The organism is Spiroplasma endosymbiont of Lonchoptera lutea (assembly GCF_964019715.1).
GTDB lineage: Bacteria > Bacillota_I > Bacilli_A > Mycoplasmatales > Nriv7 > Nriv7.
Map to the genome: position 1 here is coordinate 432,082 of NZ_OZ026463.1, position 12,118 is coordinate 444,199.

Sequence of the window (12,118 nt, forward strand, 5' to 3'; positions counted from 1 at the left end):
AATGTTAGATTTAATTAATAAGAAAAAACAAAATCAACAATTAACAACAAAAGAAATTGATTTTATTATTAGTGGTTTTACTAAGGGTGATATTCCTGATTATCAAATGAGTGCTTTTTTAATGACTGTTTGATTTAATGGTTTAAATAATCAAGAAACATTTGATTTAACAAAATCATTAATTAATTCTGGTGATTCATTAGATTTATCATCAATTAGTGGTTTTAAAGCTGATAAACATTCTACAGGTGGTGTTGGTGATAAAATAAGTTTACTTTATGCTCCTTTGTTAGCAAGTTTTGGCATTAAGGTAGCAAAAATTTCTGGAAGAGGATTAGAACAAACTGGTGGAACAATTGATAAGTTAGAAGCGATTCCTAATTTTAATGTTAATTTGCAATGAAATGATTTTTTAAAAGTAATTAATGAATGCGGAATGAGTATTATTAGTCAAACGCAAGATTTTACTCCGGCTGATAAGAAAGTTTATGCTTTAAGAGATACTACGGGAACTGTTGATTCCATCCCTTTAATAGCAGCCAGTATTATGGCTAAGAAAATTGCTATGGGTAGTGATGGTCTTGTTTTAGATGTTAAGTGTGGTAATGGTGCTTTTATCAGTAATTTAAATGATGCTAAAAAATTAGCAAGACTAATGTTACAAATTGCTCAAGAATTAAAGGTTAAAACCGCTGTTATTATTAGTGATATGAATCAACCATTAGGAAGAATGATTGGTAACATTTGTGAAGTTTATGAAGCATATGAATTTTTACAAGGTAAAAATCAAGATTCAGCATTGTTAGAACTTGTAACCTCTCTAAGCGCAATTAGTTTATTACAAGCAGAAATTTGTAGTAATTTTGATGAAGCAAAACAAAAATGTATTGAGCAACTAAAATCATTAGCGCCATTGAATATTTTTAAACAATTTATTAAACAGCAATCTGGTGATATTGATTTTGTTACTAATTTTGTTTGAAAAGATGCTGTTAAATTTGTTATTGAAATTAAGGCATCAGTTTCAGGATTTGTTAATTTTCATAACTGTTATGGTTTAGGTAATTTAGCAATGCATTTAGGAGCAGGAAGAGAAACAAATTATTCATCAATTGATTATATGGCCGGAATTTTTATTAATAAAAAAACCCAAGAAAAGGTTAATGCTAATGAAACGGTATTAACTTTATATACTAATATTAATAATGTCAGTGAGTTTATAGCAATGGCAAAAGAATTATTTACAATTGAACAATCTTTACCGCTAATTAATAATATTATTTATGAAATAATGGAATAAGATAATTAAGATAAGGTGGATAACTAAATATGAGTAAATATCTGATTAACATTGATAATTTTCAAGGACCATTAGATTTACTTTTACATTTAATTAAAGAAAAAAATCTTGATATCTTTACTGTTGATGTTAGTATGATTACAACGCAATATTTAGATTATTTAAATAAAATGGAAACATTAAATTTAGATATTGCTAGTGAATATTTAACAATGGCAGCATATCTTTTGGAATTAAAATCACGGCGATTATTACAACAGACTAATTTAGAAGAAGATAATAGTGATTATGAAGCCGATAATCGTCAAGAATTAATTCAAAAATTATTAGAATATCAAACTATTAAAGAAACAACTGGTTTTTTTAAAGAACAAGAAATTGTTCGTCAGCAAGTTTTTACGAGACCAGCAATTGTTTCTAATTCTCAACAATATGCATCGTTAGCAAAGGAAACTAATTGAGATTTTAACTTAGAGCAGTTGAGTTTTCAATTACAAGAAGTGTATAAAAGGTATCAATTAAATATGCCAATAACAACACGCGTGGCTAAACAACAAATATCACCACAAAAGCGGGCATCAGAAATTTTTAATTTTTTAAAACAAAATCCCCAAAAAAGTTATAATCTTTATGATATTTTTGTTGAAAGTGATAATATTACAAATAATTTGCTTGTTGTTAGTTTTAGTGCCATTTTGGATTTAGTTCGTAGTCAGCAAATATACATTGAACAAGCAGATATGTTTGCTCCCATCACATTAAAATATCGAGGTGAATTTAGTGAAGAAAATGAATAATTATGCTTTAATGGAAGGATTAATTTTTATTGCTGGTGAAGAAGGCATTAGTAATCAAAAAATTGCTAAAAAGTTAAATCTTAGTCTTAATCTTGTTAATGAAATGTTAATTACTATCCAACAGCAGTTAGAAGCGGATGAATCGCGAGGCATAGCATTAATGAATAATAATAATGTTTTTAAGTTTATGACAAAACAAGAACATTTTAATATTTATGAATCATTAGTTATTGAGCAAACTAGTAAATTATCAACGGCTGCATTAGAAACGCTAGCAATTATTGCTTATAAAGGTCCAATAGTAAAAAGTGAAATTGAAAGTATTCGTGGTGTTAGCAGTGATTTTATGGTTGCTAAATTAAAAGCCCGAGAATTAATTGTTGAATTGGGAAGAAGTGATGCTCCGGGGCGACCAATATTATATGGCGTGAGTCAATATTTTTTAGATTATTTTAATTTATCTTCGTTAGATAAATTACCACCATTACCAGAATCTTTTTTTGATAAAGATGAAGACACTAATTTGTTTATTAATTAAGGATAATGATAATGAAAAAAGAACGATTACAAAAAATAATTGCTATGCGTGGTTATTGTTCACGGCGAAAAGCAGAACAATTAATTTTAGCAGGTAAAGTTGCAGTTAATGAACAAATTATTACGGAATTAGGATTTAAAGTTGAAGTAAATGCTAAAATTACTGTTAATGGTGAATTATTGCCAGCAGAACAAGAAAATATTTATTTAGCTTTTAATAAACCAATTGGCTGTATTACTTCTTTGGATGACCCCCTCGGAAGAAAAACTGTCTTTGATTATTTACAAGATATTACTGTGCGAATTTATCCGATTGGCAGATTAGATTATTATACTAGTGGGTTATTATTATTAACTAATGATGGTAATTTTGCTAATTTAATTATGCATCCAACCCACGGCATTAATAAAGTTTATGAAGTAGCGGTTAAAGGTAAAATTACTTCCACAACGATTAATAATTTATTAAATGGTGTTTTAATTGATGATGATTTTTTAGCTAAAGCAGTACAAGTTAAATTATTAAGAGTAAATAGTAAGCAACAATCTTATATGTTAGCAATAACAATTCAAGATGGTCACAATCAACAAATTCGGAAAATGATTAAAGCAATAAATGGTAAAGTTTTAGCATTAAAACGGGTTGCTGTGGGAATATTAACCCTTAGTGGTATTAGTGAAGGTCATTATCGGTTATTAACAAATAATGAAGTTAAGCAATTAGAAATAATGGCGAAAAAAAATAATCCTTAGGGATTATTTTTGTATTTCTTTAAATTTTTCTAGTAATTTTTCTTTTCCTTCATTAATTAGAAGTTCGTTATATTTAGTATATAGTTCACGACAATGAGCTAACTCTTTTAAAGCTCATTGTTCATCTTTTCATTCTTTAACAATAACTGCTTTTTTTTGTAACTGTTTATATTGGATAAAGAAATTTTTAATTTTTGCTAAAGTATGTTCAGGAACATCTTTTAAAGATTTAAGATGATTAAAATGCGGGTCATCGGCTAAAACACCAAATAGCTTAGTATCAATTTCACCACCATCAATCATTTCTAAGGCTCCAAGAATTCTAACATTGGCTTGACATCCAGCAATTGTTGGATATGTTGCTAAAGCAATAACATCAAGCGGATCACCATCTCAGTCTAAAGTATTTTCAATACAACCATATTCGGCAGGATAAACATTAGCACCATATAAAACACGATCTAAAATAATTCTTTTAGTTTCAAAATTATATTCATATTTGTTACTACTACCAGTAGTAATTTCAATAATTACAGGAACGATATTATTTTCCATTAATAAATTTTCTCCTTTTCTTTATTTGTAAAAATATTATACAATAAATATGTTGAAATAACGGTAATTAATTAAGGAGTAATAAATTAATGAGAAAGACAACAAGATTGTTATGAGTAACATTTAAAAATGATAGTCAATTAACAATTAAAAAGCTAGTTTTAATTGCTAATTTTTTAGCTATTTGTTTATTAGTGGGTTATATTAGTAAATTTATTCCGCCTTTATTTTTGCCTTACTTAAAATTAGAATTTATTGATGTTTTTATTATTATTGCTTTTCCGTTTTTAGGAATTATTTATACTTATTTTTTAGTATTTTTAATTCCTTGAATGTTAATACTAATTACTAGTGTTAGTGGTCCAATTGCTTATTTAGCTTTAATGTTAGCAACAGGAGGATTTTATTCAATATTTTTAATTGTCCAAATACCATTATTTTTTATTATTCAATTTTGTGGATGAACAAAAAATAGTTCTGGTAAATTTTTAACAATTATTGTTTGAATTATTAGTATTTTTTTAGCAGCCATCATTAATTCATTTTGAATGACTTTTTTAAATTGAGCTTTTATTTTGGAATTATATGGGATGGCATCTTTACGAAATCAATTATTTGTAGTTTTTTTACCATTTAATTTAATAAAATTTTGTTTGGAAGCTTTAGTTTATAGTTTAATCATAACAGCAATTTGACCATTAATTGAAAAAAATGCTAACGCAAGTTATTATATTTTATTATAATTATATTAGAGAAATGAGGCGGTAGTAGTGAAAATTGAACAAACAAGGATGGAACGATTTTCGCTCTTACGAGAGCAAATTAATCGTGAGATTGAGTTAGATCAAGCATTATTGCAAGAAGAAGAGTTATTGCAAGATTATATTACGCGTTTTAGTCATATTGATAAGGAATATTTTCAAGAATTTCTTGATAATATTAATCAAGAATGAGAACTATTAAGTCCTCAACTACATCAAGACCATTCAAAAGATTTTATTAATTTTGAAGTTAGATATGAAATTAATCAATATTTAACCGATATTCGTAGTAAGTATGATTGTGATTTAAATGATAATGTTAATTTACAGCAAATTTTACAAGACCATAATTATCATCATAAGTTTGGACAGCATTTAAATGGTACTAGTGAAAGTAAATATCAAGAAATAATTTTAGCATTAGAAAATTCTGTTAAAAATTTACAAACTAAAATTTCTTCAGAAACGGAATTGACCCAGCAAGTAATTAAAATCTATCAAGAAAATTTAAAAAAGCATCCCGAGGCGTTAATGCCTAGTAAAAAACCGTTAGTAGAATTATTATCCAATTCAGCAGTAATTACTGATGAGCAATTTAATCAGTTAGTAACAAGGTTTAAAAAACAAAAAATTAGTTTTAAATGATTGGTATTGTTAATAATTGGTAGTATTATCTTGATTATCGCATTATTAATTGTTCTTTTACTTTTATTAATTCAATAATATCATTATATTAGATGTATAATTTATTAGAGGTGGAATAAAAATGAAACAGATAAATATTGCTATTGATGGACCAGCTGGAAGTGGTAAGTCAACAACTGCTAAATTAGTCGCTAAACGGTTACATTATATTTTTATTGACACTGGCTTAATGTATCGGGCTTTGACACTTTATTGTTTAGTAAATAAAATTGATATTGATGATAATCGAGCAGTTATTAAGGTGTTGACTAATATTAGATTTAGTTATGATGCTAATGGCAATATTTATGTGAATGGGGTAAAACAAAATTCTTATGATTTAAGTAGTAAAAAGGTTGTTGAGTATGTTAGTCCTATTAGTGCTATCAAAGCAATAAGAACATTTATGGTTAAAAGTCAAAGAGCAATTGTTCAAGGTTTTGGTTATATTCTTGCAGGGAGAGATATTGGGACGGTTGTTTTACCTAATGCGCAATTAAAAATATTTTTAACAGCAACAGTTAGTAAAAGAGCACAAAGAAGAGTGGAACAAGCACGACAACAAGGAATAGTTTTAGAATTGTCTAATGTTCAAAATAATTTACAAGATCGTGATCGTCAAGATTCCGATCGTAAAGTTGGTCCCTTAAAGAAAGCAAATGATGCGATTGAAATTGATAATAGTAATTTATCTTTAGATCAAATTGTTGATTTAATTGCAACAATGGCTTATGAAATTAAAAAGAAATCAATGCTTTTTGCAAATGCATAGTTAGGAAAAAATAAAATGAAAAATTCTGCAATTGTCGCTATTATTGGGCGACCTAATGTTGGTAAGTCAACATTATTTAATCGCTTGATTAAAAATCGTTTATCAATTGTTGATGATACAGTAGGAGTTACGCGGGATCGGATTTATCAAAAGGCACAATGACTTAATCGTGAATTTTGATTAGTAGATACAGGTGGTCTTGGTTTTGGTAATGATGAATTACAAGAACAAATTTTGTTACAAGCACAAATTGCGATTGAACAAGCGGATGTTATTATTTTTACTACTAACTATCAAGAACGCTTGCAAGATGAGGAAAAACAAATTGCTAAAATGCTTTATGGAATTAATAAACCGGTTATTTTGGTTGTTAATAAATATGATAATCAACAAGTTAATAATGAACTATATGAGTTTATTCAATTAGGATTTGGTGAACCAATTGCTGTTTCGTCAACGCATGGGATTGGGATTGGTGATTTGTTAGATAAAATTATTTTTAGTTTAAATCAGTTAAATTTAGAAATAAAACCAGATCTTGAAAATGAAACTAAAATGGCTATTATTGGCCGACCGAATGTTGGTAAGTCTAGTTTAACAAACGCATTATTAAATGAATCGCGGGTTGTGGTTTCTAATGTTCCAGGCACGACAACTGATGCGGTTGATAGTTCATTTGTTAGAAATGGGCAAAAATTTGTTGTTATTGATACGGCGGGAATTAGAAAACGAGGAAAAGTTCAAACAAATTTAGAAAAGTATAGTGTTTTGCGGGCTTTAAAAGCTGTGGAACGAAGTGATATTGTTTTATTAGTATTAGATGGTAAAGAAGGTATTAGAGAACAAGATGCTAAAATTGGTGCCATTGCGAAAGAGGGTTATAAACCGGTAATTATTGTTGTTAACAAATATGATGAAATGGAAAAAACAAAAAAAACCTTAGATGATTTTCGTAAAGAAATTCAAGTTCATTTTAAATATCTTCATTATGCTTTTGTAATTTTTGTTTCGGCATTAAAAAATGTCCATCTTGGAAAGATTTTTCAAAATATTAATAAGATTCAAGAAAAACAAAATTTACGAATTCAAACTAGTGTTGTTAATGAAATTCTTAGTAAGGCTCAATTATTACATCAACCACCTATTTTTCAAGGTGAACGATTAAAGATATATTATGCTACGCAAGTAAGTAAGCAACCGATTACTTTTGTTTTATTTGTTAATGACCCGAAGCATTTACATTTTTCATATGCAAGATTTTTGGAAAATCAGTTACGAGAATATTTTGACTTTCAAGGAATTCCTTTACGATTGATTTTTCGTCAAAGAAAATAAATATTTAAGGAAGGTAAAAGAATGCAAAAAATTATTATTTTACGAACTGGTGCATTTGCTAGTGCTTTGGCACAAGTTTTAGCAGATAATAAAAATGAAGTATTAATGTATGGTATTGAAAAAAGTGAAGTTGATGATATTAATAATAATCATCAAAATAGTAAATATTTTCAAGAAATTCGTTTAAATGAAAATATTGTGGCGACTAATGATTTAAAACAAGCTTTATGTGATGCTAAAGTTATTGTTTTTGCGGTTCCTTCGCTGGTTTTACCTAGTGTTTGTCAGCAAATTAATGAGTTAGTAACTTATCCAGTGCATTTTATTAATATTGCTAAAGGTTTTGACCCTAATAGTGGTGAAAGGTTATCATTAACAATTCGCAAAAATTTAAATCCTGATATTATTGAAGATTTGTCAGGACTATATGGCCCTAGTATTGCGATTGAAATTGTTCAAAGATTTTCCACACAAGTAACAGCGGTTAGTGAGAATTTATTATATGCAAAAAAAGTTCAACAATATTTTAATAGTGAAAATTTTTCGGTGATGATTACTAATGATTTTATTGGTGTTGAATGTGCTAGTGCATTAAAAAATGTTGTTGCGATTATTTCGGGAATGTTAAAAGGTCAAAATGCTAGTGATAATACTGTCGCATCTTTTATTACTATTGGTTTAAATGAAGCAATTAAATTTAGTAATAAAATGGGGGGAAAGTTAGAAACATTTTTAACGCCAGCTGGAATTGGTGATTTAATTTTAACAGCAATGTCACCGAAATCTCGTAATTATCAATTTGGTTATGAAATTGGAAAAACTAATGATCCAGAAACTGTTATTAAGCAATTGCAAAAAACTGTTGAAGGTTTTGGTACTTGTCGGTTGGTTAATGAACAAATGCTAAAATTAAAGTTAAACCTCCCTTTATTTGCATTATTATATAAAATTCTTTATTTATATGAAAATCCGCAAATTGTAATTAACGACTTTTTAAAACATTTTCCAATTGAATAAAAATAATGAACATAAATTCGTTAAATATTTTTCATAAGTGAAGACTTTTATTACAGTTTTATAAGGTTCTTTTAATTACTGAAGATGAATTAATTATTTTATTATTACTAATGCATTTATTATCGGAAGAATATCAATTTATAACTCCGCGGGAATTAGAAAATTTTTCTAATTTTGATGTTAACAAAATTGATAAATTATTAGTTCAATTATTAGAAAAAGATTATTTACAAATTAGTAATTTTAATGATAAGTTAACAATGTCATTAACGTCATTATTTAATAGGATTTTTCAGATGTTGCAAGATGATAATGTAATTATTGAAGATAAGTTTGTTGATATTAATAGTGTTTTAGTAACACCGTTATCTTTTGAACAAAAATTATTTATTGAGCAACATTTGAATGATGAAAATTTAATTAATAAGGTGCAATCGTTAAAAAGTAATAATAAAAAAACTAATTTTATTAAATTACAACAATTGATTTTAAATTCTAGTAATAAAAAAGGTTTATCACAATTTAATTGATTAATTACTGATATGATTGATGCCATAAAAAAGGAGGAATAATTTTATGAAAAATGATAATAGTTTTAAATTGGCAAAAGAGGATATTTTAGAAAAAGAATTTCAAATTAATTTTAAAGGTTATGATGCCCAAGAAGTTGATCGGTTTTTAGATATTGTTCAAAAAGATTATGATGCTTTTAATAAAATTATGGAAACTCATATTGATGAAATTTCGCGTTTAAAAGAAAAACTTAAAGAAATAATTGAAGAACATGAAAAGTTAAAAAGTAATTATGAAATTGTTATGCAACAACGAGATAAGTTAGAAGAAAAAGGTTTACGAAATGTTGATATCATAAATCGGTTAAGTAAACTTGAAAGTAAAGTTAATAAATAGTAAAATGGATATGAGATTAAAAATCCGTGCTAATCGCTGTTAGAAATTTATTTTTAATAGAGGAAAGTCCACACTCACACTAGCTGTGATGCTAGTAATGTTTATGCTTGGATAAAAAATAATCCAAGGATAAGAAATAGCATCTGCTGTTTCTTAGATGGCTAATTAATAACCTAAGTTAATTATTTAATATGGTTTAGTAGTTTATAAAAGTGCCATAGTGACGATGCTAATGAGAAATTATTAGAGTGGAACGCGGTAAACCCCATAAGTGAGAAACTCAAATTATGGTAGGGGAACTATTAATTGCGAATGATAAGTAATTAATGGATATTTGTTAACATTTAAAGGTTAATTAATATAGATAAATGATTAGCACTTAAAGCATTGATGTCTTTAAGAACAGAATGTGGCTTATGAGATTTTTAATCTCGTTTTTTTTATTTTTAGGTTATAATTATTTAATATAGGAGGGTTGCTAATGAATTTACCAAATAAAATAACATTAGTACGAATTATTTTAGTACCAATAATTTTAATTTTAATGTTGTTAGGCGGACCATTTGATAACTATAATTTTGTTAGTGGTAGTATTAGTATTGATAGTAATGTTAAAATTAATATTCTTTGAATTATTGCAGGGTTCCTTTTTATTATTGCTTGTTTTAGTGATTGATTAGATGGTTATCTTGCTAGAAAAAATAATCAAGTAACAAACTTTGGTAAGATTGCTGATCCGATTGCTGATAAGATGTTGACTAGTGGTGTTTTAATCATTATGACAATTCCGCAAATTATTCCGGTTTGAGTAACATTAATTTTGATTTCTCGCGATATTTTGCTTGATGGGATAAGAATGTTTTTAGCAACTAAGAAAGTTGTTATTGCTGCTAATTATTATGGTAAATTAAAAACGCTAATGCAAATGGTGGGGTTAACATTATTATTTTTTATTAATCATATTTGATTTGGATGAGATAGTGGTTGAGGTTCATGAAAGTATCATATTATTTTAATACCAATGTATTTATCATTATTGCTTTCAATTTGGAGTGCAATTACTTATATTCTTGGAATTAAACAAAGCAATCAAAAATAAATACTAATTAGGAGGAAAAAAAGTTGCACGATTTAGTTAAATTATTAGAAAAGAAAAATTTAACCATTAGTAGTTGTGAAAGTATTACAGGAGGAGCTTTTAGTGAAGCATTAGTTAAGACGGAAGGAGCTAGTAAAGTATTTCGTGGTGGGTTAATAGCTTATAGTGCTCATTCTAAAGTTCATTTAGCAAGAGTTCAGTTAACAACTTTACAATCATTTGGTGCTGTTAGTGTTAAAACAGCTATTGAAATGGCACAAAACGCAAAAAATTTATTTGATAGTGATATGGCAATTAGTTTTACTGGTAATGCTGGTCCTGAAAATCATGAAAATAAGCCATTAGGTTTAGTATATATTGCATTGGCTTATAATAACAAATGTTTAGTTTATGAATATCAATTATCGGGAAATCACAAACAAATTATTAATAAATGTGTTAAATTAACTAAAGAATTAATTAAAGAAAATTTAAAATAAACTAGGAAAAGTTTATTTTTTTTGTTAATTTATTTAGTGGAGGTAAGAAAATGTCAAAAAATAAAACAAATACTACCGAAATTATTAATCGCGAAGAACTTTTACAACAAGCATTACAAACAATTATTAAAGAATATGGTCGGGATGCGGTTGTAGATATGAATAAAAAACTGCCATCCAAAGATAATGTCATTAGTTCGGGAAGTTTATTATTGGATATGGCAATTGGGATTGGCGGGTATCCTCGGGGCCGAGTTATTGAAGTTTATGGTGCTGAATCTTCAGGAAAAACCACTTTGGCATTACATGCCATTAGTGAAGTTCAAAAGAGTAATGGTAAAGCGGCTTTTATTGATGTAGAATATGCGTTAGACCCAAATTATGCTCAAAAAATTGGTGTTATTTTAGAACAATTAATAATTGTTCAACCAGATTCAGGTGAGCAAGCGTTAGGGATATTAGAAGTTTTTGTTAAATCAAATGCTATTGATTTGATTGTAATTGATTCTGTGGCAGCATTAACTCCCCAAGTTGAATTAGATGGTGAAATGTCTGATCAAACAATTGGTGCGCAAGCGCGATTAATGTCAAAGGCATTACGCAAGTTAAATTCATATATTGCTAAAACTAATTGTTTGGTTTTTTTTATTAATCAAATTAGAGAAAAAGTAGGAATTATTTTTGGTAATCCAGAAATAACCCCCGGAGGTAGAGCATTAAGATTTTATTCATCATTACGAGTTGAATTAAGAAGAAGTGAACAAATTCTGCTTAATAATCAATTGGTTGGTTATAAAACTAAAGTTAAAATTGTTAAAAATAAAGTTGCTGCTCCTTTTCAAATGACAGTTTTAGATATTTACTTTGATCGGGGAATATGTAAGTTAGAAGAATTGATTTCATTAGGTTTAAAGGCTAATATTTTGCAAAAAAATGGTTCTTGATATAATTATGGTGAGCAGAAACTTGGTTTAGGTCGTGATAAGGTTAGAGAATTTTTTATTGCTAATGTTGATTTACAAGAACAGTTGCATTGTAATGTTGCTGAGTGATTACAGACTGTTAAGTAATGTTTAATCACAAGTCTTTTAACAAATGACTTGCTTTTTGTTTTTTAATC

The 12,118-nt window shown here is 27.5% G+C and carries 15 protein-coding genes and 1 other RNA gene; 15 read left to right on the forward strand and 1 reads right to left on the reverse strand.

The genetic code is table 4. From position 1 onward, the window contains the following. Nucleotide 1: 1 nt before the first annotated feature. Genes AACK97_RS02380 through AACK97_RS02395 form a run of 4 tightly spaced genes read left to right on the forward strand, consistent with a single transcriptional unit; the run spans nucleotide 2 to nucleotide 3,387 of the window. Nucleotides 2–1,300, forward strand: coding sequence for a thymidine phosphorylase (locus AACK97_RS02380; protein ID WP_338968520.1), 1,299 nt, complete (start codon nucleotides 2–4; stop codon nucleotides 1,298–1,300). 29 nt (nucleotides 1,301–1,329) lie between these two features. Further along, a complete protein-coding gene (locus AACK97_RS02385; protein WP_338968522.1) occupies nucleotides 1,330–2,097 on the forward strand; it encodes a segregation and condensation protein A in 768 nt (255 codons plus the stop codon). Beyond that, nucleotides 2,090–2,635, forward strand: coding sequence for an SMC-Scp complex subunit ScpB (scpB, locus tag AACK97_RS02390; RefSeq protein ID WP_338968945.1), 546 nt, complete (start codon nucleotides 2,090–2,092; stop codon nucleotides 2,633–2,635). Before AACK97_RS02385 ends, scpB begins: the two co-directional genes overlap by 8 nt. A gap of 11 nt (nucleotides 2,636–2,646) precedes the next feature. Then, nucleotides 2,647–3,387 (forward strand): pseudouridine synthase, encoded by a 741-nt coding sequence (locus tag AACK97_RS02395; protein ID WP_338968524.1) that lies wholly within the window; start codon nucleotides 2,647–2,649, stop codon nucleotides 3,385–3,387. Between the two features lie 3 nt (nucleotides 3,388–3,390). Here AACK97_RS02395 and AACK97_RS02400 read toward each other — a convergent pair whose 3' ends face one another. After that, complete coding sequence (locus AACK97_RS02400; protein WP_338968526.1) at nucleotides 3,391–3,942, reverse strand: inorganic diphosphatase; 552 nt, start codon at nucleotides 3,940–3,942, stop codon at nucleotides 3,391–3,393. Between the two features lie 89 nt (nucleotides 3,943–4,031). Here AACK97_RS02400 and AACK97_RS02405 point away from each other — a divergent pair, with 89 nt between their 5' ends. The 11 genes from AACK97_RS02405 to recA all read left to right on the forward strand — a co-directional run bounded on the left by AACK97_RS02405 (nucleotide 4,032) and on the right by recA (nucleotide 12,068). Then, entirely contained in the window at nucleotides 4,032–4,685 is a 654-nt protein-coding gene (locus AACK97_RS02405; protein WP_338968528.1) for a hypothetical protein, read from the forward strand. Between the two features lie 27 nt (nucleotides 4,686–4,712). Next, nucleotides 4,713–5,426 carry a hypothetical protein gene (locus tag AACK97_RS02410; RefSeq protein WP_338968530.1) on the forward strand — a complete coding sequence of 238 codons (714 nt, stop codon included), beginning with the start codon at nucleotides 4,713–4,715 and terminating at the stop codon, nucleotides 5,424–5,426. A gap of 43 nt (nucleotides 5,427–5,469) precedes the next feature. Continuing rightward, a complete protein-coding gene (gene cmk, locus AACK97_RS02415; protein ID WP_338968532.1) occupies nucleotides 5,470–6,159 on the forward strand; it encodes a (d)CMP kinase in 690 nt (229 codons plus the stop codon). A 15-nt stretch (nucleotides 6,160–6,174) separates the two neighbouring features. Continuing rightward, a complete protein-coding gene (der, locus tag AACK97_RS02420; RefSeq protein WP_338968534.1) occupies nucleotides 6,175–7,494 on the forward strand; it encodes a ribosome biogenesis GTPase Der in 1,320 nt (439 codons plus the stop codon). A gap of 21 nt (nucleotides 7,495–7,515) precedes the next feature. Further along, nucleotides 7,516–8,511, forward strand: coding sequence for an NAD(P)H-dependent glycerol-3-phosphate dehydrogenase (locus AACK97_RS02425; protein WP_338968537.1), 996 nt, complete (start codon nucleotides 7,516–7,518; stop codon nucleotides 8,509–8,511). 5 nt (nucleotides 8,512–8,516) lie between these two features. Continuing rightward, entirely contained in the window at nucleotides 8,517–9,083 is a 567-nt protein-coding gene (locus AACK97_RS02430; RefSeq protein ID WP_338968538.1) for a hypothetical protein, read from the forward strand. A gap of 4 nt (nucleotides 9,084–9,087) precedes the next feature. Beyond that, nucleotides 9,088–9,420 (forward strand): DivIVA domain-containing protein, encoded by a 333-nt coding sequence (locus AACK97_RS02435; RefSeq protein ID WP_338968539.1) that lies wholly within the window; start codon nucleotides 9,088–9,090, stop codon nucleotides 9,418–9,420. A gap of 21 nt (nucleotides 9,421–9,441) precedes the next feature. Further along, nucleotides 9,442–9,842, forward strand: an RNA gene (gene rnpB, locus AACK97_RS02440) — RNase P RNA component class B. 59 nt (nucleotides 9,843–9,901) lie between these two features. Beyond that, nucleotides 9,902–10,519 (forward strand): CDP-diacylglycerol--glycerol-3-phosphate 3-phosphatidyltransferase, encoded by a 618-nt coding sequence (gene pgsA, locus AACK97_RS02445; protein ID WP_338968541.1) that lies wholly within the window; start codon nucleotides 9,902–9,904, stop codon nucleotides 10,517–10,519. A 23-nt stretch (nucleotides 10,520–10,542) separates the two neighbouring features. Then, complete coding sequence (locus AACK97_RS02450) at nucleotides 10,543–10,998, forward strand: CinA family protein (RefSeq protein ID WP_338968543.1); 456 nt, start codon at nucleotides 10,543–10,545, stop codon at nucleotides 10,996–10,998. 50 nt (nucleotides 10,999–11,048) lie between these two features. Continuing rightward, nucleotides 11,049–12,068 carry a recombinase RecA gene (recA, locus tag AACK97_RS02455; RefSeq protein ID WP_338968544.1) on the forward strand — a complete coding sequence of 340 codons (1,020 nt, stop codon included), beginning with the start codon at nucleotides 11,049–11,051 and terminating at the stop codon, nucleotides 12,066–12,068. The last annotated feature ends 50 nt before the right edge of the window (nucleotides 12,069–12,118 follow it).